This is a genomic window from Caballeronia sp. LZ016 (genome assembly GCF_031450805.1).
Lineage (GTDB): Bacteria > Pseudomonadota > Gammaproteobacteria > Burkholderiales > Burkholderiaceae > Caballeronia.
In genome coordinates, this window is the sequence record NZ_JARTVY010000001.1 from 661,754 (window position 1) to 682,061 (window position 20,308).

Consider the following 20,308-nt stretch of genomic DNA (forward strand, 5'->3'; position numbering starts at 1 on the left):
GAGAATCCCCAGAGTCGGTCGTATGTTTAGTGGGTATGCGAGTGCTGCGCCCGCGATTCGCGATTGAGCGCGGCGACGTCGACGATCAGCGCGACGCTGCCATCGCCCAGAATGGTCGCGGCGGAAATGCCGTGCACTTTGCGGTAATTCGTTTCGAGGTTCTTCACGACAACTTGCTGCTGGCCGACGAGTTCGTCGATCAGCATGGCCATGCGCCGTCCTTCGGTCTGCAGGATCGTGACGATGCCCTGCGTCGGCTCCGTGCGCGCGCCTTCGACATCGAACACCGAATGCAGCGCGACGAGCGGCAGGTATTCACCGCGCACGCGCACCACGCGCTCGCCGTTGGCTACCGTGTAGATGTCCTCGGCGACGGGCTGCAGCGACTCCATCACGAAGTTGAGCGGCAGAATGAAGATTTCGTTGCCGACCTTCACCGACATGCCGTCGAGAATCGCGAGCGTGAGCGGCAGCACGATCTTCGTGGTCGTGCCCGCGCCCTGACGCGACATGATTTCGACGTGGCCGCCCATCGACTGGATGTTGCGCTTCACCACGTCCATGCCGACGCCGCGCCCGGAGATATCGGTGACCTGCTCGGCGGTCGAAAAGCCCGGCATGAAGATGAGCTGCCACACTTCTTCGTCGCTCATCGATTCGCTGACCTGCATGCCCTGCTTCTGCGCCTTCGCGAGAATCTTGTCGCGGCGCAGGCCCGCGCCGTCGTCGCTCACTTCAATGACGATGTTGCCGCCGTGATGCGCCGCCGACAGCACGAGCTGCCCGGTCGCGGGCTTGCCCGCCGAGCGGCGCGCTTCCACGGTCTCGATGCCGTGATCGAGCGAATTGCGCACGAGGTGCGTGAGCGGATCGATGATGCGCTCGATCAGGCTCTTGTCGAGCTCGGTCGCCTGACCGAACGTGACGAGTTCCACATCCTTGCCGAGCTTGCCGGCAATATCGCGCACGAGGCGCGGGAAGCGGCTGAATACGTAGTCCATCGGCATCATGCGGATGGACATGACGGCCTCTTGCAGATCGCGCGCGTTGCGTTCGAGCTGCGCCATGCCGTTGAAAAGACGGTCGTGCAGGGCGGGGTCGAACGCGCTCGTGGTTTCCGCCAGCATCGCCTGCGTGATGACGAGTTCGCCCACGAGGTTGATGAGCTGGTCGACCTTCTCCACGCCGACGCGAATCGAGCTGCCTTCCGCCGATGCCGCCGCGGCCGGGCGCGCCTTCTTCTCGGCGTCGCCCGATGCGGTCTTCTGTTTTTCGCTCGATGACGGGATGGCGGCGGCCACGTTCACCGCCGCCTTCGCCGTTTCCTCGTCCTTCTGCTCTGCCGCGGATGCGGGCGCGTCCTGCGCCTGCGATACGACCGGCTGAGCCCGTGGCGTCTGCTGCTCCGCGGCCGGAGGCGCGCTTTCGTGCGCGTCGCCCCGGCCGATCGTGATCTGCGATTCATCGATCACGAAGCAGCACACAGCCACGATGTCGTCGGCGGAGACGTCTGACTCGAGCCATAGCACGAGTTCGGCGTCCGTCTTTTTCTCTCCGACGATGCTGCCCAGGTTCCCCAGCTCCTCGGTCAAAGTCGCCAGGTCCTTCTCGCCCACCCCCCGTAGCGTAATTTTCAGGTGGGGTCCTGCTGCCGCAGCCGATGCATCCGCTGCGGTTCCTTCATTCGTCGATCCCGTCGCGCCGTCGGCGAGTTCGAATGCGCCATCCCAGTTGCCGTCGTCTTCGATCGCTTCGGCGGCCTGTGCCAGCACGTGCGCAGGCGGTGCGTTCGGGCCTTCGTAAGCCGGCGCCGGTTCTGTTTGCGAAAGCGCTGCCAGCGCTTGCGGTTCCGCGACCGCGCCGCCTTGCTGCCCGGCGTCTTCGTTCTTGAGCCGTTCGAGCTTCGCGCAGATCGCGGCGGCGGCGGCCGCATCCGGGTCCTCGCTCGCGCGATACGCGGCGAGCTGATCGGAGAGCACGTCCTTCGTCGCGAGGAAGGTGTCGATCATGTCGCGGCGCAGAACGAGCTCGTTGTTGCGTGCGCGATCGAGCAGCGATTCGAGGATGTGCGTCGTTTCGGTGAGCGCCGTGAAGCCGAAGGTCGCCGCGCCGCCCTTGATGGAATGCGCCGCGCGGAAGATCGCCGCGAGATCCTCGGGATCGGGATTCGCGATATCCAGAACGAGCAGCAGTTGCTCCATCTGCGCGAGCAGTTCATCGGCTTCGTCGAAGAAGGTTTGATAGAACTGGGTAATGTCGAGTGTCATGCTTGTGTCACCATCGGCGCGTGCGTGCGCGGGTTGTCTTCTGCTTTCGCTTTAGTGCTGCGTGTTCTGCGAGATCGCCGCGACCACTTCGGTCAGCAGGTCCGGATCGAGCGGCTTCTCGATCCAGCCCGTCGCGCCCGCGGCCCGCGCCGCGTCCTTGAACGGCTCGCCGTCTTCCGTCGTGAGCACGAGGATCGGCGTCGCCGTGTAAGCGGGATTCGCCCGCAATTCGACGATCAGATCGAGCCCGCTCTTCTTCGGCATGTGGTGGTCCGTGAGCACGAGATCGAAGCGCTCGGCGAGCGCCCATTCGAGTCCTTCGTTGCCGTCCGACGCCACGGTCACCTCGTAGCCCGCTGTCGTCAGCGTGGCGGAGAGGATTTGCCGCATGGCGGCGGAATCGTCGATTGCCAGAATGTTCTTGATCATGTGTGTGTCTCGCGGTCTTGCCCTGATGACGGCCAAAACGTGTGGAGTCTTGAGCGTTTTTTTGACGCGATAGCGCTTAATTCGCGAGCTTGCCGACAAGCGGCGCGGCGCCCGGTTTCGCCGGGGCGTTGTCGAATACCGCGCCGGGCGCGCCGTCGTCGCGCAGCATCGCGGCTTCGGACCGGTGATTGAGCACGATCACGCTGATGCGCCGGTTTTCGGGATCGAGCGGATTCTGCCTGTTGAGGTTCTGCGTCGATGCGAGGCCGAGCACGCGCAGCACTTTGGCTTCGTCCATGCCGCCCGCGATCAGCTCGCGCCGCGACGCGTTCGCGCGATCCGCCGACAATTCCCAGTTGCTGTAGCCCTTTTCGCCGCCCGCGTACTTCACGGCGTCGGTATGTCCCTGCACGACGATGCGGTTCGGCACGTCGTTCAGCGTGCGGCCGATTTCGCGCAGGATGTCGCGCATGTAGGGCTGCACCGTATCGCTGGAGAGTGCGAACATCGGGCGCTTCTGGGTATCGACGATTTCGATGCGCAAGCCCTGCTGCGTCGATTCGATGCGTATCTGCTGCTTGAACTGCTGCAGCGTCGGGTTCGCTTCGATCGCCGCCATCAGCTTCACCTGCAGATCGTGCAGGCGCACCTGTTCGCGCCGCTCGAGCTCGGTCGTCGCCTGCCTGAGCGCTTCGTCGTCCGGTTCGGCGCGCGGCGTGCGGCTGTCGGTCGTGCGCATGGTGCCCGCCTCCTGGCTGGACAGATCGCGCCCGCCGCCCTCGATGATGCTGTTGTCCATGCCGACAGTCTTGCCGCCGACCATCGCCGCCTTCAGCGGCATGTTGAAGTACTCGGCGATTCCTCGACGCTGCACCGGCGACGTGGACGACAGCAGCCACATCAGCAGGAAAAACGCCATCATCGCGGTCATGAAGTCGGCATAGGCGAGCTTCCACGCGCCGCCGTGATGCCCCTTCGCGCCACGGCCGACGACACGCTTGATGAAGATCGGGCGATCCTTTTCGCTGCTCATGATGTCGTCACTTCGCCTTCACGCGGCGCACGTGTTCTTCGAGTTCGGAGAACGACGGGCGCTCCGTCGAGAACAGCACCTTGCGGCCGAACTCGACTGCGATCGCGGGCGCGTAGCCGTTGAGGCTCGCGAGGATCGTCACCTTGATGCACTGGAACATCTTCGTCTGCTCGGCGACGCGCTGCTCCGCGATGTTCGCGAGCGGCGCGATGAAGCCGTACGACAGCAGGATGCCGAGGAACGTGCCGACGAGCGCCTGCGCGATCATCTCGCCGAGAATCGCGGGCGGCTGATCGGCGGACGCCATCGTGTGCACGACGCCCATCACGGCCGCGACGATGCCGAACGCGGGCATCGCATCGCCCACTTTCGAGAGCGCCTGCGCGGGTGCTTCGCCTTCGACGTGATGCGTTTCGATCTCCTCGTCCATCAGGCTCTCGATTTCGAACGCATTCATGTTGCCGCCGACCATCAGGCGCAGATAGTCCGTCATGAATTCGACGATGTGATGGTCCGCGAGAATCTTCGGGTACTGGCTGAAGATGGGGCTCTTGCCGGGATCGTCGATGTCGGCTTCGAGCGTGAGCGTGCCTTCCTTGCGCGCCTTGGCGAGCAGCACGTACAGCAGGCCCATCAGCTCCATGTACACGTCCTTGTTGTACTTGGAGCCCTTGAACAGCGTAGGAATGACGAGCAGCGTCGCCTTGATCGTCTTCATTCCGTTGCCGAGGATGAACGCGCCGACGCCGGCGCCCGCGATCATCAGGATTTCGACCGGCTGCACGAGCGCGCCGAGGTGGCCGCCTTCGAGCGCGTAACCGCCGAAAACGGACAGCAAGGTCACGAGCGTTCCAACAAAGATCAGCACGGGCAAGTCCTCGGGTTCTGATGCGGATGACCGGCGTGAGTGCGCGGTTAAGGATGTTTACGGCATGAGGGAAGAAAACTTTGAGGCGGGGGCGCCGCGAGGCGTGCGGCGCGATGGCGCGGCGGTGCGCGCGCCGTCTTGCTGTCGGCGCGGCGGTGCGTTCAGGCGATGTGCGCGACGGGAGCGTCGGCGGGTTGAGAAACGGCCGCCGCCTTTCCCTTGTCCGCGAGCGAAGAGAGCACCACGTGATCGTCGAACCGGAAGCGGCACAGCAGATGGCTCGACGACGCTACCTTCAGCGCCTGCGCCGGCGTCAGCGCCGACAGGACTTCGGCGACGCGCTCCGACAAGCCGAGGCGAAACATCGCCGCGACGCGATCTTCCTGCAGCAGCCGCTGCGCGAGCAGCAAGTACGACAGATTCACCTCGCGGATCTCCGCGAGCACGCCCGTATTGGTGGCCGTCATCCTCTTCCCCGAGTCGATTCGTGGCTGGTCAGGCCGGCGGGAAACGTTTGCTCGAATGCGTCAAAAAAACGGCGCATCCGGCCCCGCAATAATGTGTCGGCCGATTGTCGCCCGGCGCGGCTCACTCGCATATCGGACATACATACCGACCGGCTGACGGAATATCGCTCGCGATCGTGTAGGAAAAATTCGTACAGAAGCGTGATGCTTGCTGGTCGGCAGAGGGTTTATCGGCGGAAAACTAAGCGAACTTGAGGGCGTTATCCGGGAACAGAACGTGCTATGGAACGCCTCGCCGCGCTCCTTGCGTGTCGTCTGCATCCCGACCGCTTCGGGCCGGTGCAATTTCTCACTTCGTAACAGCCGTTGTTTCGCGCTGTAACAACGTTAAGCGATTGAAAAATGACGTGAAATGCCGCTCTCGATCCCGATAATGAACGTAAGGGATAACCCGGTCGAGAGCCGGAACCGATTTCGGGTGGTCTGAGCGGCGAACTTGCCGCAGCCGCGCCGCCCGTCCGAAAGGCATGCGTCCATCGTTCGACCGGCTTCATCGCATGTTCATACGAATGCTTTGCACAGGGCCGGAGTCACGCCGGAAACGCCACTCCGCCGCTGCCTTGCAAGGACCGCCGAGGCGTCGAACCGCCAGCCGCGGACCACACTGGAGAACCACGATATGCGAATCGCACAAATTGCACCGTTGCACGAAGCAGTCCCCCCGAAGTTCTACGGCGGCACTGAGCGCGTGGTGTCCTATCTGACGGATGCGCTCGTCGACCTCGGCCACGATGTAACCTTGTTTGCAAGCGGCGATTCGCAAACCCGTGCGACCCTCGAAGCGGCCTGGCCGCGTGCGCTGCGACTCGATCCGACCATCCGCGATCCGCTCGCGCCGCATATGCTGCTGCTGGAAACGGTCCGCCGCCGCGCGCATGAGTTCGACGTGCTGCACTTCCACCTCGACTACATGCCGTTCCCGCTGTTCTCGCAGATGGATACGCCGTTCGTCACGACGCTGCACGGCCGCCTCGATCTGCCCGAACTTCAGCCGATCTTCAACACGTTCACGAACGCGAACGTCATTTCCATCTCGGATAATCAGCGTGGCCCGCTGCCGCAGGCCAACTGGCTGAACACGGTTTACCACGGTCTGCCGGACGACCTGCTCACCCCGCAGCCGCACAAGAAGCCGGAATATCTCGCGTTCCTGGGCCGCATTTGCCCCGAAAAGCGCGCCGACCTCGCCATCAAGATCGCGGCGCAAAGCGGCCTGCCGCTGAAGATCGCGGCGAAGGTGGACAAGGTCGACCAGGACTATTTCAAGTCGACCATCGAGCCGCTGCTGTCGCAGGCGCACGTCGAGTTCATCGGCGAGATCAACGAGGCGCAGAAACCGGAGTTTCTGTCGGGCGCAAAGGCGCTGCTGTTCCCGATCGACTGGAACGAGCCGTTCGGCCTCGTGATGATCGAATCGATGGCTTGCGGCACGCCGGTGATCGCTTTCAATCGCGGGTCGGTGCCGGAAGTGATCGATCATGGCGTGACCGGCTTCATCTGCGAAGACGTGCAAGGCGCGGTGGGCGCGCTGCACCGGATCGACGAACTGTCGCGCACCGAGATTCGCGCGCAATTCGAACGCCGTTTCAGCGCGAAGACGATGGCGCAGAACTACGTCGACACCTACACGTCGATGCTGCAGGCCGCGAAGCGCCCGGTGTTGCGCCAGGTCGTGGGCTAAAGCCTTTCCGCTTTCGGCATCACTCTGGAATGCCGCCCGATTCGGGCGGCATTTTCTTTTTTACCGACAAACCGCGCGCCCTGTGATCCGCGCAACGATCGACCATTTTTGACAGTTGGAGAAAAGAGCCGCGCTTAAACTGCGCTCCGCAGAAGCAGTCGGCTTTCTTGCGTTAAATCAACGATCTTCATCTTTCACAGGGCTGGATCATGCAATTGTCGAAGCGTCTCGGCGCTGAAGTTTTCGGTACTTTCTGGCTCGTGCTGGGCGGTTGCGGCAGCGCCGTTCTGGCTGCGGCCTTTCCTCATGTCGGCATCGGGCTGGCTGGCGTGTCGCTCGCCTTCGGCCTCACCGTGCTGACCATGGCCTACGCCATCGGCCACGTTTCCGGCTGTCACCTGAACCCGGCGGTCAGCATCGGCCTCACGGTCGCGGGCCGGTTTCCGGTGCGCGATCTCGCGCCGTACATCGTCGCGCAAGTCGTCGGCGCGACGCTCGGCGCGTTCGTGCTGAAGCTCATCGCGACGGGCGCGCCGGGCTTCGATCTGTTTGCAAGCGGCTTTGCGGCAAACGGCTTCGGCGAGCACTCGCCGGGTCATTACACGATGTTCGCGGCGCTCGTCTGCGAAGTCGTGATGACGTTCTTCTTCCTCTTCGTAATCCTCGGCGCCACCGACGACCGCGCCCCGAAAGGCTTTGCGCCGATCGCCATCGGCCTGTGCCTGACGCTCATCCACCTGATTTCGATTCCGGTCACGAATACGTCGGTGAACCCGGCGCGCTCGACGGGCCAGGCGTTCTTCGTCGGCGGCTGGGCATTGGATCAGCTCTGGCTGTTCTGGATTGCGCCGATCGTGGGCGCGGTTATCGCCGGCATTGTTTATCCGCTGCTGACTTCTGAATCCGAAGCGCGCAAGGTCGGTGCAGTCGCGCAGTAAGCTGCTTTAGCCATTCGACGAAACGGGCGCTTATGCGCCCGTTTCCTTTTGCGCGTGACTGTCGCGCACTTCGCATTAAAAGCGCGCGACAGATGTAATGGCGCATTACGCAATTCGCTTAATAACTTCACCGCAGACATTGCGCTTCATCGCCGAAGGCCCGCCAGACAAGGCGCTCGCGGCTTCACGATCGGCATCTGCGCCCTTACGCGCGGCTTGCACACGGTAACAAGTCGTCGAAGCGTGTAAGACAGCGGGCGCTTACATTGGACTCGTGCGACACACGTCGCCTTCCAGGAGAAACACCATGAAGCGCATCGTCATTCAAACGCTCGTTGCAACCGGCCTTGTCGCAGGCGCCATCGGGGCCGCTCAGGCGCATACGGATCTTCACGTCGGCGTGTCGCTCGGATCGCCGGTCTATGCGGCGCCCGCGCCGGTGTATGTGCGTCCCGCTGCGCCGGTGTATCGCTCGCCGGTGTGGCGACATGAGGAGCCGCGCTGGCGTGGCGACTACGGTCGCCACGGCCATGACAACGGGCGCTGGAACCGCGCGCGCTGGGATCATGGCCGGCCGGGCAACTGGGACCGCCGCGGCTGATCGCGCGAAGGTCCGGGCGAAGCGGCCGATTGCCGGCCGCTTCGCGAAGCATCACCGCGGCGAAGCGATTGCGTCGCGGATATCGAACAGCTTGCGCAGCTGATGCGCGACGCCCGCTTCGAAGTTGTTGCCGATGCGCGGCACCTTCGGCAAGCGCGCGATCAGGTCCGGATTCGCGTTGTTCATCATGAACGGATGCCCGGCTGTTTCGAGCAAGTCGATGTCGTTCATGTTGTCGCCGAACGCGACGCACTGCGCGGGATCGATATCCAGCCGCTCGAGCACGTAACGCAGTGCGCGGCCTTTGGATACATCCGACGTCATCACTTCGAGGCAGTCCGGCAGCGAGTACGTGACGTACAGGGAATCGCCGAACTCGCGCTTCAGATTCGCGGCGGTGTACGCGAGATCCGCCGGCTCGCCGATGTAGAGCACCTTCGCGATGTTCTCGCCGTCGTGCTCGCGCAGGTTCATCACCTCGTACTTGAAGCCGGAATCCTGATGGAAGACGAGCAGCTCCGGCGCGTGGCGGTCGATGAGCCAGGCGTCGTCGGCGAACAGGTTGACGATCACGCGTCCGTGCTCGCCCACGACATCCGGCTGCACCAGACGACGCACGAAAGCCGGCGCGAGATCGCGCGAGTAGATGTTTTCGTCGCCGGGTGCGTGCACGCGCGCGCCATTCGACGTGATCAGGTACGCGTCGACGCCGAGCAGGTCGCGTATACCGGCGACATCGCGATAATGCCGTCCCGTCGCGATGATGACCGGCACGCCGCGCGACGCGAGTGTGCGCAGCGTTTGTGCGGTGAAAGGATCGAGCTGGTGGTCGCTGTTGAGAAGCGTACCGTCGAGATCAGTTGCGATGACCGAATACATGGCTGCCCTGTTTGAGCGCGAAGCTGGCTATTTTATCGCGGCGCGGCCGCCTGTCCGCGCGACCGTGCCCGGCGACAACGATGCGCGCCGCGCCAGTTCCAGCGCGCCCGCGACGGAATCGGCGCGGGGCTTGCGCAGCCGTTCACGAACGAGCGCCGGCACGAAAGGTTCGTATGGCGCGGCCAGTCCGCCGCACAGCGCAACCGGCAGCGTGCCGGCCGGATCGAGCGCGGCGACGAGGAGTTCAATTTCGCGCCCCGCCTGTTCGAGCAATCGGGCAGCTGCCGGATGATGCCTGTACTCGAAGACGCTCGGCGCGAGCGTTGCATACGCCGTCTGATTCGACGCGCACAGCCAGACGACGAGACTGTCGCGATCCGTCGCGCCGGTCAGCGCGAGCAGCGCGCGGGACCAGTCGTCTGCGGGGGCGCGGCCGTCGAGCACCTGCTGCAGGTGGACGACCGCGCGCAGGCCGAGCCACGCGCCGCTGGCTTCGTCGCCGCTCGGAAAGCCGTAGCCTCCGGCGATATGGCAGACGCCGCCCTCGTCCAGCGACGCCGCGATGCTGCCCGTCCCGAGCGCCACGACAACGCCCGGCTCGCCCGCGTGCGCGCCGATGACGGTCGTGTACGCGTCGCTTTCCACGCTCAGCGCGTGCAACGGCGGCGCGATGTCGAGAAACGCCGCGAGCCATTGCGCGTTGTTGACGCCCGCGAGCCCGCAGCCCATCGAGCAGGCGCGCCAGTCGAAAGGCAGCGCGGCGGCTTCGAACGCGCGCTCGCAGGCATCGCCGATGGCGTGCCACGCCCGTTCGACGCCCAACCCGAGCCCCGACGGGCCGCCGCTCGCACGGGCCAGTTCGACGCCGTTTGCATCGGCGAGGATCACGCGCGTGCCGCTTCCGCCGCCGTCGATGCCGAGCAGAAATCCATTGAATTGCGAAGTCAGTGTGTTCATGGGCGCAAGCATAACGGCGCGAATGCGGCGCGCCAATTAGCCGAATGGCAAAGGGCATGCGGCAACGGCGTTCGGCTATGCTGGCGCAGTCAAAAAACGAGGATTCCCAAATGACCGACACCGAACCGATCCGCTGCGCCTGGGCCATGACGCCGGCCATGGCGCACTACCACGACACCGAATGGGGCGTGCCTTCGCGCGACGACCGCCACCTCTTCGAAATGCTCGTGCTGGAGGGCGCTCAGGCCGGCCTTTCTTGGTCGACCATTCTTAATAAGCGCGACGGCTATCGCGCGCTGTTCGCGGATTTCGACATCGACACGGTCGCGCGCTTCACCGATGCCGACGTCGAGCGGATCGTCGGCGACGCGCGGATCGTTCGGAATCGCGCGAAGATCCAGTCCGCCGTGCTCAATGCTCGCGCGGTGCAGCGTATCCAGGCCGAACACGGCTCATTCGCGGCGTTCGTGTGGTCGTTCGTCGATGGCGAAACGATCGATACCCCGCGCGACGCCAGCAACCCGACGCCCGCATCGACGCCGGAATCCGACGCCATGAGCCGCGCGCTGAAGCAATACGGCTGCAAGTTCGTCGGCACGACCATTTGCTACGCCTTCATGCAGGCAACCGGCATGGTCAACGACCACGCCGCCGACTGCGTGTCGCGTGCGAAAGCTAGGACAAAGCGCAAAGCGGCCGCCGGGGCGGGACATTAGGCCGCGTCCGATCCTACAAATTTTTGCTTTTTGGCAACATGCGAGACGCTAAAACGCGTCGTGAGGGAAAGTCCTGATAGCACGTGTTTTATTGCAATGAAGCAAGGCGAGACCCGCGCGCAGTCAGGCGCCTCGTCTGCTTCTGCGGCGCTGCACGATCGTGCGCGTCGTGTAAAAATGGCGTCCTCGCGTGCGTTGCCGCACCTTTTTACCGAGCCGAACCGTTATAACTGACGGTGTGCGGATCGTTCACTGAGTGGAGAGATCCGCCGCGAGTACAGGACGCTCGAAGTGGTCGTTAGTGTCCAAGGCCGGGAAAACCATCGTGCTCGAAGCAGTAGCCGGACGGCAATGTCGCCGCCCGGACACCGCAGGTGCAGGTTGCTCGAAACTCAACGCATGGCCGCTGCGCAGGGGCGCAGGGGAGAAAGATCATGAAAAGCCTGAACTTCTTGACGCATCAGGAGATTTTCAACAACGCGGTACAGCATCTTTTCGCGCAGGGGCAGGCCGCTTTGCTGCCTCGCGGCGGCGGCGCTTATCGCGGATACTGCGGCGGCTGCCCGATAGGCACGTACATCAAGCCGCGCGATTACGTCACGGCGATGGAAGGCGTGCCCATCCGCTACCTTGCAAAACCGCCCGAAGCGGTGCCGGCCTACATGGATGCCGGCGTCGCGGCGCTCAAGCGTGCGCTGCTGCGCGCGCGCATCAACGTCTTCGATCCTAATACCGTCGAACTGCTTTCTTGCCTGCAGAACGTGCACGACGTTTTCGGCAAATGGGAATGGCGCGAGCGCCTCACGTCGATCGCGCGGCAATTCGGTCTGTCGGCCGAGCTCCTGAAAACGGCTGCATAAGCGCACGGGTGCCGTATGTTGAGCCCTATCCGGATGCTGAGCCCGCAAGACATCTACGAACGCGTCACTGCGCATCTGCTCGCGCAACGCGCGGTCTCGGAAGATGACAACGGCTCCTGCCGTCTGCGCAGTCCGCACGGCCACAAGTGTGCGATCGGCTCGCTAGTCCGCGACGACGTCTATGAGGCCGAACTCGAAGGCGTCGGCATTTCGTACTATCGGCATGCGCGGGACGGCAAGCTGCTGCGCGCGCTCTATGCGTCGAATGTGAATGCGTACGATCCCAACGTCATCGATCTGCTGATCGAACTGGAGCAGGTCCACGACGACGCGAGCGTCGAGGAATGGCCGCATCTGCTGGCGGCGCTGGGCAGGCGGCACGCGTTCGTCTGACGCGCTGCCGGCAGCGAATAACGCCGCAAAAACGAAACGGCGGTGCGCCCTCTCGGGTCGCACCGCCGTTTTGCCGTTCCGGTCAGGGTTTCAGCCCGGCCCCGGCGATGACGCTTTAGTGCATCTTCTTCGGCAGCATCTGGCTACGCAGGCGCTTGCGCAGACGCGAAACAGCCGCGGCCTTCTTGCGCTTGCGTGCGGTGGTCGGCTTTTCGTAGGACTGGCGCTCGCGCAGTTCCGCGATCAGGCCGTTCTTTTCGATCGTACGGCGAAAGCGACGAATCGCGACATCGAACGGCTCGTTTTCTTTGAGGACGATAGTGGTCATGTGAATCCTGTTTGCTAAACGTATTTTCAAGTGCGCAACGGAAAAACCGCCGCGCGCCGGCACTCCGATCGTCCGCCGGACATGACGCACCTCGAAGGCGCGACGGGCGGACACGAGCAAAGCGGCCACGGAGGCCGGAAAAGAGAGAGTTGAGATTCAGCCGCGAGAGCGGCATGCGTGTTCGCGGAAGCTACCTGAACGCGCATTTCTGAGCCGTTCGCCGCCAGCTTTTGACGTTGTCATATTCAGCGGCGAAGGCAAAAATCGGGCACATTTCTCGATTCGGGCGCGATGTTACCAGAACACCGCGCCCCTGCCAACTCTTCGAAGCACGCCAAGCCTTTGATGCAACAGATTTATTTCTGCCAGGCGCTGGCTTCGTCAAGGGTTTTAAGGTCTTCCGCCGAGAGCAGCAGCTGCGTCGCGGCGGCGAGACTCTCCAGTTGGGTGACCGACGTCGCGCTGGCAATCGGCGCGGTCACGCTCGGCCGCGCGATGATCCACGCAAGCGCGACAGTCGCGGGCGTCGTGCTGTTGCGCGTGGCCACTTCGACGAGCGCATCGACGATATTCAGCCCACGATCGTTCAAATACTTCTCGACGCGCGAGCCGCGCGCCGCCTGTGTCGTATCTTCCTTCGACCGGTATTTGCCCGACAGGAAGCCGCTCGCCAGGCTGAAATACGTGACGACCGCAATCTTGTGTTTTTCCGCGACCGGTTCGAGATCGGTTTCATAGCCTTCGCGGTCGTACAGGTTGTACTCCGGCTGAAGAATCTGATAGGCGGGCAATCCTGATTCCTTCGAGACCCGCAACGCCTCTTCCAGCCGCTCGCCCGTGTAGTTCGACGCGCCGATCACGCGCACCTTCCCCGCCTTGACGAGCTTCTGATACGCGTCGAGCGTCTCGTCGAGCGGCGTCTTGTCGTCGTCGAGATGGGAGAAGTAGACGTCGATGTAATCGGTCTTGAGGCGGCGCAGCGAATCGTCGACGGCCGCCGCGATGTTCGCCGCCGAGAGCCCCGCACGCGTGCCGAGCATGCCGACCTTGGTGGCGAGCACGATCTTGTGGCGCTTGCCGCTTTCCCTGAACCACTTGCCGATGATCGCTTCGGACTCGCCGCCCTGATGCCCGTCGACCCATGCGGAATAGACGTCCGCCGTATCGACGAAGTTGAGGCCGTGATCGACGAAGGCATCGAGGATGGAGAACGACGTGCGCTCGTCGGCCGTCCAGCCGAAGACGTTGCCGCCGAATACGAGCGGCGCGACTTTGATATCCGATGTGCCGATGCTGCGCGTTTGCATGGGTCCTCTCTCCGTTGGAAAAGTGCGTCAGCCGATGATACATGCGGCCCTCGCCGCCTGCAGGCATGCGCCGTCAGCCGGCAAACGTAAAACTAAAACGAAAACTGAGGGGAAAAGCGGCCCCTTTTCGAGACTTTCGTTTGCGGGGCTTCACCTAACATCGCTTCAGTCCAGAAAAGTCTTCCGAAGCCCGAACGCCCTTGCACATGAGCAATTTGCTGATTTATTCGATGGCCGAGTTCGCGCCGATCACCGTTCCACTCCTCGATATCTGCGCGCCTCGCAAGATCGCGGAAATCGGGCTCGAATTCGGCGGCAACACCCGCATTCTGTCCGACTGGGCCGAAGCCCACGACGCCACGCTCACCTGCATCGATCCGACGCCGCGCCCGGAAGCGACCGCGTGGATCGAAAGCACGAGGCATATCGAGTTGCAGCGCGCGACGAGCCATGACGCGATCCCGCGCATCGCCGATGTCGACGCATGGTTCATCGACGGCGATCACAACTGGTACACGGTCTTCAACGAATTGCGGCTGATCGAAGAACGCTCGCACGCCGACGGCAAGCCGGTGCTCGCTTTCATGCACGACGTCTGCTGGCCCGCCGGCCGTCGCGATCAGTACTACAACCCCGCCGCGATCCCCGCCGAGTTCCGCCAGCCGTATAGCTATGGCAACGGCGTGACGCTCGGCAATCCGGGCAAGGTGCGTGGCGGCTTCGGCTCGCCGGAAGGATCGTTCGCTTATGCCGACCACGAAGGCGGCCCGCGCAATGGCGTCTTGACCGCGCTCGAAGATTTCATCGCGCAGTCGGATACCGACTATGTGTATGCGGTGATTCCGCTCGTGTTCGGCCTCGCCGTGCTGATCGAGCGCACGCATCCGTGCATCGAGGCAATCGCGCAGATTCTCGCGCCGTATCACAACAACCCGCTGCTGGCGCGCGTCGAAGAGAACCGCCTCGCGAACTATCTCACCGTGATCGCCGCGCACGCGCGCTGATCCGTCCACCATTCCAACGCCCGCACGCGTCAGAGGAGCATCCTGAACATGACCGACCGCAACATACCGGCCGCAGACCTGATGGCGGCCTGGTCCGCCAAACTCGACGGCCGCAAGGTCGCCACTTTCGACTGTTTCGACACCATCTTCTGGCGCGGCGTGGCCGAGCCGATCGATGTGTACTACGCGCTCGCCGAAGACCCGCTGTTCGTCGCGCATCGCATCGGCGCTCGTGTGCGCACGCAGGCCGAAGCCACTGCGCGCACGAACCGCTCGTTCAGGAACGGCACGTTCGAAGCATCGCTCGAAGAAATCTATGCGGTGTGCGCGCCGCACGCGGACGAGTCCACCGTTCGCGAACTGGCCGAGCGCGAAGTTCAGAAGGAGATCGAAATCGGCTTCGCTTTCGAGCCGGTGCTCGCGCTGATGCGCGAAGCGAAGGCGCGCGGTCTTGCCGTCGCGATCGTCAGCGATACTTACTATAGCGAGGCGCAACTGCGCCGCATCCTGTTCGCGACCGCGCCTGAACTCGAAACGCTGCTCGACCACGTCTTCTGCTCTTCCGAATTCGGCTTCGGCAAGTCGAACGGGCTGTGGCCGAAGATCATGGCGAAGCTGGGCGTGAGCGCCGCGGACATCCTGCATACGGGCGACAACCCGGTCGCCGACTATGCCGCGCCGATGTCGCTCGGCATCGGCTGCGTGCATCTCTTACAACGCGACGAAGATACGTCGAAGGCCGAGCGTCAGCGCCTCATCGCAGCGCGCCTGCTGTTTCCGGCCATCCGCTCGACGCAGGCGGCCCCGAGCCTCTATCACGGCCTGAAGGCGCAGCAACTCACGCGCAGGCAGGACCCGAACGAGCGCGTCGGCTACTGGGCGCTGGGCCCGATCGTCTACAGCTTCGCGCGCTTCATCCTCGACGAGCGCCGCACGCTGAACGCGACCGGCAAGCCGCACAAGTTCGCATTCCTCATGCGCGACGGCCATTTGCTGCGGCTTGCGTGCGAGGTCATGTCGAACGAAGCCATGAGCGATCCGGTCTATCTGAGCCGCTTCACCGCCGTGGCCGTCTCGTTCGATAGCGGCGAGAGCATCCAGCGCTACGCAGGCAAGCACGCGGCATCGCATCCGCTCTATGTCATCTGCGATCAGATGCTGATGCCGCCCGAGCTCAAGAAGAAAGTGCTCGCACGCGCAATGAAGGCGAAGGACCCGGCGCACGAGTTCCGCAGGCTGCTTGCCGAGCGCGCGACGCAAAAGACCATCGTGAGCCAGTCCAACGCGCTGCGCGCACGGCTTTTCCGCCACCTGCAGCGCACCGTCGGCCTGGAACGCGGTGACACGCTGGTGCTCGCGGACCTCGGCTATTACGGGACGATTCAGCACGCCATCCGCGATGTCTTCAAGCGCCATTACGACGTGGATGTCATCGGCCGATACTTCGCCTCGCTCGATTCGCCGGGATCCCATCTCGACCGCCGTGCGCTGATCGATGCAAGCTGGACCGAGGAGAACGTCGTTGAAACGCTTATCGCGCATATTGGCGATTTCGAGCAGATGTGCGCGATCAGTTGCGGCAGCGTGATCGCCTACGAACAGGACGGCACGCCGATTCTCGCCGACGTCAAGAAAGGCAGCATGCAGCTCGAAACGACGCACGCGATCCAGCAAGCGTGTCTGCAGTTCATTCGCGATGTCGAGGCGACGCCCGCCATTCATTTGCCGGCGCTCACGCCCGAACGGCTGCGCGTGGTCGCGGCTATCGAACTGGCGCGGCTCGTCTATCTGCCCGAGCACGAGGAAATCGAGCGCAGCGCGAGATCGCTCTTCGAGCTGAACGTCGGCACCGATATCGCGTTCGATGTAGCCAACGTCGACGCGGGCATCAAGGGCCTGCGCCAGCGCGGCCCGTTCTATATGCGCAGCATCGGCAAGGGCTTCCGGACCGGGTATCCGTCGGAGATGCGTTACGCGGGCATCGACCAGGCGATCTTCCTGATGTCGATTCGCCGTCACCGCCTCGACTTCACGGTCGACGATACCTCGTACCGGCGCATCGATGTCCCCGCGCTGTTCGTGCGCGGCAACGAAAGCGCGACGCAGAGCGTCTCGGCGCGCGCGACTTACGACGGCTTCTATTCGGTCGTCCTGCCGCGTTCGCAATTCGACACCGCGTTGATGATCGGCCGCGAGCTGAGCTGGATGCAGCTCGAATCGGCGACGACATTCTCCGCCGAGTATCTGGATTCGAGTTCCGAATTCGATCGCCAGCGCGCTTTGGAAGCCGGCACCGAGATCATTCTCGACGGCATGGAAGAACGTGAACCGGGCATTTATCAGGTTTCACCGAACGGACTTATTTATCTGCCGGCGGCAAAGGAACAATCTCAGCAAGTGGTACGGCTGATTTTCCGTCCGCTTGCTAAAGCCGCCGCCACGCAAATGGCTCACGCTTTGTAGTTTTTATTCGTCGACCGCAGTCGGGAAAGCCGTCGCAAGAAGGCCAAAAGCCTTGTCGCGCAAGCCTTCCCGGCCGATCGAAAAGACCCGGTGCATAAGCCCTAAAGTTTTTTTCGGGCAGCCCGATAACCTAAGGTAAGGCGGTCAGCGTAAGTTCCAAAACAGCGCGACGCCGTAACTGATGTAGGCGTTAAAGACGCCATACTTTAAAGAGGGAAAACAAGCCATGTTGAACATCAATACCAACACGCTGTCGCAAGCTACGCAAAAGAACCTGGCTGGTTCGCAAAGCGCCCTGTCGTCGGCAATCAACCGCCTTTCGTCGGGCAAGCGCATCAACAGCGCGGCTGACGATGCAGCAGGTCTCGCGATTTCGACGAACATGACGTCGTACGTCAACGCGCTGAACCAGGGCGTGTCGAACGCAAACAACGCAATCTCGATGATCCAGACGGCATCGGGCGGCCTCAGCTCCACGACGGACAACCTGCAACGTATCCGCCAGCTCGCCGTTCAGGCTGCTGACGGCTCGCTGTCCGACACGCAGCGCGGCTACCTCCAGACGGAAGTGAGCCAGCGTCTCGGCGAACTGGATCGCGTCGCGAACCAGACCACGTTCAACGGCCAGGCCATGCTGTCGGGTTCGGTTTCGTCGGTGTCGTTCCAGATCGGCGCAGTGGCGAACCAGACGCTGAGCGTCGACTTCGGCAGCGTTTCGATGGGCTCGACCGGCCTGTTCGGTTCGGTGAGCGTGGACATCTCGACGGCAAGCGGCGCGCAAAACGTGATCGGCTATGTCGACACCGCGCTCGACACGGTCAACACGCTGCAATCGACGCTCGGCGCTGAGCAGAACCGCTTCACGTCGGCTGTCTCCAGCCTGCAATCGCAGTCGACCAACCTGAGCTCGGCACAATCGGCGATCACCGACGCAGACTTCGCACAAGAAACCGCGAACCTGTCGAAGGCGCAAGTGCTGCAGCAAGCCGGTATCTCGGTTCTGGCGCAAGCGAACTCGATGCCGCAGCAAGTGCTGAAGCTCCTCGGCTAAAGCACCTTCACTCACCCCGCTGCGTTCTGGCGGGGTTCAGTGCGCGACTGGGAGGCTTGCCTCCCAGCTTTCGTTAGCGGCGCGCAAAGACGTACCCCGCGCCGCTCACGAAAGCTCGCAACATATAGGCAGTCCGTCCGGAGCATCCGATGACCACCACCACCTCGACCACGAGTTCGACCGACATCAGCGCCACGCTGGCCGCTGCCGCGCAGTCCATCATCAGCGGCGCGACCAATTCCTCGCTCGACGTCTCCACGCTCGTCTCCTCGATCGTCACCGCCAAGACGACGGGCCAGGCCACGCAGATCGCGAAGAAGACGGCGAGCGACAACACGCTGTTGTCCGCCGTGTCGCAGATCAAGTCCGCGCTCTCCTCGCTGCAATCGTCCCTTTCCAGCCTGTCCGACGGCACGGGGCTCGCAGCGTACACGGCGACGGCCAGCGGCAGCGGACTGACCGCCACCGCCGGCACGAGCGCGGTCGCCGGTTCGTATGAGATCAAGGTCAACAACGTGGCGAGCGCGCAGAAGATTTCATCGACGGCGCACGCGGCCACCGACACCTTCGGCGCCGGCACGCTCACGCTGAGTCTCGGATCCAGTTCGATGAACGTCACGCTCGACGGCACCAACACGCTCGCGAGCATCGCATCGTCGATCAACTCGGCGAACGACAACCCCGGCATCAGCGCGACCATCGTGACCGGCACGGACGGCCAGCACCTCGTGCTCGCCTCGAAGACCACGGGCGCGGCGAACACGATCTCGGTGACTGCGGGCGCGGGCGTCGATTCATCGCTTTCGTACAGCGCGGGCAGCAGCAATTTCACGGAAACGTCGAAGGCGCAGGATGCGTCGCTGACGGTCGACGGCACCGCGGTCACGAGCTCGACGAACACACTCACGACGGCCATCGGCGGCGTGACGCTCAATCTCGCGTCGGCTGCGGCGGGCAGCACGCAAACGCTGACCGTGGCGTCCGACACGACCACGGAAAAGAGCACGATCAAGGCGTTCGTCGATTCCTACAACTCCTTCGTGAGCCAGGCTGCGGCGCTGTCCACTTTCGACTCGACGAAAGCCGCCGGCTCGCAAGGCGGCGCACTGCTCGGCGATTCGATGCTGCAGACGATCAGAAGCACGCTCGCGAACATCGTCACGAGCGGTGTGACGTCCGGCTCCGGATCGACGTCGACGACCACGAACCTGGCTTCGATCGGCATCGACCTTCAGGACGACGGCACGCTGTCGATCGACGACTCCAAGCTCTCGACCGCGCTCTCGAACAGCCCGACGCGCGTGCAGCAGTTGTTCAGCCAGACGAACGGCATCGGCAAGCAGCTCAGCTCGAAGATCACGACGTTCCTGCAGACGGGCGGCGTCATCGACACGCGCACGACGGCGCTCAACGCCGACCTCAAGAGCCTGACCGATCAGACGGCCAAGCTGCAGACCTACGCCGACAGCCTGACCTCGCAATACAACGCGCAATTCACGGCGCTCAACACGCTGATGGCGACGATGCAGAACAACACCGCGTATCTGACGCAGCTCTTCGGCGGCACGAACAGCGCGGGCGCGCTGGCGACGAACAAGTAACCCGCGACGCACGGAGACGGATGTGAGCCAACACGAATTGCTGACGAACGCAGTGACGCTGACCCGCGCGATGGCCGCGGCGGCCGCCGCTGGCGACTGGATCGAAGCCGCGCGCGTGGCCGAACTGCGCTCGCCGGTCATCATGCAGTTGCAGAACGACCGCGATTCCGCGACGCTGCAGGCGGCTCGCGACATTCAGGCGCTCGATGCCTCGCTGATGCAGACGGCGGAAGCGGCGCGCATGTCGCTCGGCGAGGGCTTTCGTGAAGCCACCGCTCGCATCGACGCGGCGAGCCGCTATCAACAGGCCGCGCGCCTCTAAAGTTTTCCGGATCGGGGCCGATAAACAAACAACAACAAGAACAACGCGTCGATGTCCGACGCGCCGCCTGAACATCGATGCCC

Annotated in this window: 20 protein-coding genes; 11 read left to right on the plus strand and 9 right to left on the minus strand. The window is 63.4% G+C overall.

Translation table 11 applies throughout. The features are described 5' to 3' along the window. Nucleotides 1–26: 26 nt before the first annotated feature. The 5 genes from cheA to flhD all read right to left on the minus strand — a co-directional run bounded on the left by cheA (nt 27) and on the right by flhD (nt 5,064). On the minus strand, nt 27–2,267 hold the full coding sequence (cheA, locus tag P9220_RS03125) for a chemotaxis protein CheA (protein ID WP_309763537.1): 2,241 nt from the start codon (nt 2,265–2,267) through the stop codon (nt 27–29). Between the two features lie 51 nt (nt 2,268–2,318). Further along, on the minus strand, nt 2,319–2,696 hold the full coding sequence (locus P9220_RS03130; protein ID WP_309763538.1) for a response regulator: 378 nt from the start codon (nt 2,694–2,696) through the stop codon (nt 2,319–2,321). Nucleotides 2,697–2,772: 76 nt separating this feature from the next. Beyond that, a complete protein-coding gene (gene motB / locus P9220_RS03135) occupies nt 2,773–3,729 on the minus strand; it encodes a flagellar motor protein MotB (protein WP_309763539.1) in 957 nt (318 codons plus the stop codon). Between the two features lie 7 nt (nt 3,730–3,736). Further along, the gene (gene motA, locus P9220_RS03140) at nt 3,737–4,597 is read right to left on the minus strand and encodes a flagellar motor stator protein MotA (RefSeq protein WP_309763540.1); all 861 of its coding nucleotides are present in this window, start codon (nt 4,595–4,597) and stop codon (nt 3,737–3,739) included. Between the two features lie 161 nt (nt 4,598–4,758). After that, nucleotides 4,759–5,064: a flagellar transcriptional regulator FlhD gene (flhD, locus tag P9220_RS03145; RefSeq protein WP_309763541.1), complete on the minus strand. Its 306-nt coding sequence runs from the start codon at nt 5,062–5,064 to the stop codon at nt 4,759–4,761. Between the two features lie 679 nt (nt 5,065–5,743). Here flhD and P9220_RS03150 point away from each other — a divergent pair. From P9220_RS03150 to P9220_RS03160, 3 genes are all read left to right on the plus strand, one after another. Beyond that, a complete protein-coding gene (locus P9220_RS03150) occupies nt 5,744–6,805 on the plus strand; it encodes a glycosyltransferase family 4 protein (RefSeq protein ID WP_309763542.1) in 1,062 nt (353 codons plus the stop codon). A 209-nt stretch (nt 6,806–7,014) separates the two neighbouring features. Continuing rightward, nucleotides 7,015–7,743, plus strand: a complete 729-nt coding sequence (aqpZ, locus tag P9220_RS03155) for an aquaporin Z (protein WP_309763543.1) — start codon at nt 7,015–7,017, stop codon at nt 7,741–7,743. Between the two features lie 307 nt (nt 7,744–8,050). Beyond that, the gene (locus P9220_RS03160; protein ID WP_309763544.1) at nt 8,051–8,344 is read left to right on the plus strand and encodes a PXPV repeat protein; all 294 of its coding nucleotides are present in this window, start codon (nt 8,051–8,053) and stop codon (nt 8,342–8,344) included. 51 nt (nt 8,345–8,395) lie between these two features. Here the strand turns inward: P9220_RS03160 and P9220_RS03165 are convergent, their stop codons facing one another. After that, complete coding sequence (locus tag P9220_RS03165; RefSeq protein WP_309763545.1) at nt 8,396–9,223, minus strand: Cof-type HAD-IIB family hydrolase; 828 nt, start codon at nt 9,221–9,223, stop codon at nt 8,396–8,398. 27 nt (nt 9,224–9,250) lie between these two features. Further along, complete coding sequence (locus P9220_RS03170; protein WP_309763546.1) at nt 9,251–10,180, minus strand: BadF/BadG/BcrA/BcrD ATPase family protein; 930 nt, start codon at nt 10,178–10,180, stop codon at nt 9,251–9,253. 110 nt (nt 10,181–10,290) lie between these two features. Between P9220_RS03170 and P9220_RS03175 the strand changes: the two genes are divergently transcribed. The 3 genes from P9220_RS03175 (at nt 10,291) to P9220_RS03185 (ending at nt 12,149) form a co-directional block, all read left to right on the plus strand. Then, on the plus strand, nt 10,291–10,896 hold the full coding sequence (locus tag P9220_RS03175) for a DNA-3-methyladenine glycosylase I (protein WP_309763547.1): 606 nt from the start codon (nt 10,291–10,293) through the stop codon (nt 10,894–10,896). A gap of 434 nt (nt 10,897–11,330) precedes the next feature. Further along, complete coding sequence (locus P9220_RS03180) at nt 11,331–11,756, plus strand: hypothetical protein (RefSeq protein ID WP_309763548.1); 426 nt, start codon at nt 11,331–11,333, stop codon at nt 11,754–11,756. A 15-nt stretch (nt 11,757–11,771) separates the two neighbouring features. Continuing rightward, nucleotides 11,772–12,149: a hypothetical protein gene (locus P9220_RS03185; protein ID WP_309763549.1), complete on the plus strand. Its 378-nt coding sequence runs from the start codon at nt 11,772–11,774 to the stop codon at nt 12,147–12,149. 115 nt (nt 12,150–12,264) lie between these two features. Here P9220_RS03185 and rpsU read toward each other — a convergent pair whose 3' ends face one another. Together rpsU and P9220_RS03195 are read right to left on the minus strand one after the other, a co-directional pair. Beyond that, nucleotides 12,265–12,477 (minus strand): 30S ribosomal protein S21, encoded by a 213-nt coding sequence (gene rpsU, locus P9220_RS03190; protein ID WP_035942296.1) that lies wholly within the window; start codon nt 12,475–12,477, stop codon nt 12,265–12,267. Nucleotides 12,478–12,833: 356 nt separating this feature from the next. Beyond that, nucleotides 12,834–13,784 carry an aldo/keto reductase gene (locus tag P9220_RS03195; protein ID WP_309763550.1) on the minus strand — a complete coding sequence of 317 codons (951 nt, stop codon included), beginning with the start codon at nt 13,782–13,784 and terminating at the stop codon, nt 12,834–12,836. A gap of 206 nt (nt 13,785–13,990) precedes the next feature. On the opposite strand from P9220_RS03195, the gene P9220_RS03200 reads away from it, so the two are divergent. From P9220_RS03200 to P9220_RS03220, 5 genes are all read left to right on the plus strand, one after another. Further along, nucleotides 13,991–14,788 carry a class I SAM-dependent methyltransferase gene (locus P9220_RS03200; protein WP_309763551.1) on the plus strand — a complete coding sequence of 266 codons (798 nt, stop codon included), beginning with the start codon at nt 13,991–13,993 and terminating at the stop codon, nt 14,786–14,788. Between the two features lie 48 nt (nt 14,789–14,836). After that, complete coding sequence (locus tag P9220_RS03205; RefSeq protein ID WP_309763552.1) at nt 14,837–17,251, plus strand: HAD family hydrolase; 2,415 nt, start codon at nt 14,837–14,839, stop codon at nt 17,249–17,251. Nucleotides 17,252–17,477: 226 nt separating this feature from the next. Continuing rightward, complete coding sequence (locus P9220_RS03210) at nt 17,478–18,302, plus strand: flagellin domain-containing protein (RefSeq protein WP_309763553.1); 825 nt, start codon at nt 17,478–17,480, stop codon at nt 18,300–18,302. Nucleotides 18,303–18,451: 149 nt separating this feature from the next. Then, complete coding sequence (gene fliD / locus P9220_RS03215; RefSeq protein WP_309763554.1) at nt 18,452–19,903, plus strand: flagellar filament capping protein FliD; 1,452 nt, start codon at nt 18,452–18,454, stop codon at nt 19,901–19,903. Between the two features lie 22 nt (nt 19,904–19,925). Then, nucleotides 19,926–20,225 (plus strand): flagellar protein FliT, encoded by a 300-nt coding sequence (locus tag P9220_RS03220; protein ID WP_309763555.1) that lies wholly within the window; start codon nt 19,926–19,928, stop codon nt 20,223–20,225. Nucleotides 20,226–20,308: the final 83 nt, after the last annotated feature.

Excerpts from the sequence above, each read along its gene's own strand:
- P9220_RS03160 (WP_309763544.1), top strand. The coding sequence starts at position 8,051 with ATGAAGCGCATCGTCATTCAAACGCTCGTTGCAACCGGCCTTGTCGCA.
- P9220_RS03165 (WP_309763545.1), bottom strand. The coding sequence starts at position 9,223 with ATGTATTCGGTCATCGCAACTGATCTCGACGGTACGCTTCTCAACAGC.
- aqpZ (WP_309763543.1), top strand. The coding sequence starts at position 7,015 with ATGCAATTGTCGAAGCGTCTCGGCGCTGAAGTTTTCGGTACTTTCTGG.
- P9220_RS03175 (WP_309763547.1), top strand. The coding sequence starts at position 10,291 with ATGACCGACACCGAACCGATCCGCTGCGCCTGGGCCATGACGCCGGCC.
- fliD (WP_309763554.1), top strand. The coding sequence starts at position 18,452 with ATGACCACCACCACCTCGACCACGAGTTCGACCGACATCAGCGCCACG.
- P9220_RS03170 (WP_309763546.1), bottom strand. The coding sequence starts at position 10,180 with ATGAACACACTGACTTCGCAATTCAATGGATTTCTGCTCGGCATCGAC.
- rpsU (WP_035942296.1), bottom strand. The coding sequence starts at position 12,477 with ATGACCACTATCGTCCTCAAAGAAAACGAGCCGTTCGATGTCGCGATT.
- flhD (WP_309763541.1), bottom strand. The coding sequence starts at position 5,064 with ATGACGGCCACCAATACGGGCGTGCTCGCGGAGATCCGCGAGGTGAAT.
- P9220_RS03205 (WP_309763552.1), top strand. The coding sequence starts at position 14,837 with ATGACCGACCGCAACATACCGGCCGCAGACCTGATGGCGGCCTGGTCC.
- P9220_RS03200 (WP_309763551.1), top strand. The coding sequence starts at position 13,991 with ATGAGCAATTTGCTGATTTATTCGATGGCCGAGTTCGCGCCGATCACC.
- P9220_RS03185 (WP_309763549.1), top strand. The coding sequence starts at position 11,772 with ATGTTGAGCCCTATCCGGATGCTGAGCCCGCAAGACATCTACGAACGC.
- cheA (WP_309763537.1), bottom strand. The coding sequence starts at position 2,267 with ATGACACTCGACATTACCCAGTTCTATCAAACCTTCTTCGACGAAGCC.
- P9220_RS03180 (WP_309763548.1), top strand. The coding sequence starts at position 11,331 with ATGAAAAGCCTGAACTTCTTGACGCATCAGGAGATTTTCAACAACGCG.
- P9220_RS03150 (WP_309763542.1), top strand. The coding sequence starts at position 5,744 with ATGCGAATCGCACAAATTGCACCGTTGCACGAAGCAGTCCCCCCGAAG.
- motB (WP_309763539.1), bottom strand. The coding sequence starts at position 3,729 with ATGAGCAGCGAAAAGGATCGCCCGATCTTCATCAAGCGTGTCGTCGGC.
- P9220_RS03210 (WP_309763553.1), top strand. The coding sequence starts at position 17,478 with ATGTTGAACATCAATACCAACACGCTGTCGCAAGCTACGCAAAAGAAC.
- P9220_RS03195 (WP_309763550.1), bottom strand. The coding sequence starts at position 13,784 with ATGCAAACGCGCAGCATCGGCACATCGGATATCAAAGTCGCGCCGCTC.
- P9220_RS03130 (WP_309763538.1), bottom strand. The coding sequence starts at position 2,696 with ATGATCAAGAACATTCTGGCAATCGACGATTCCGCCGCCATGCGGCAA.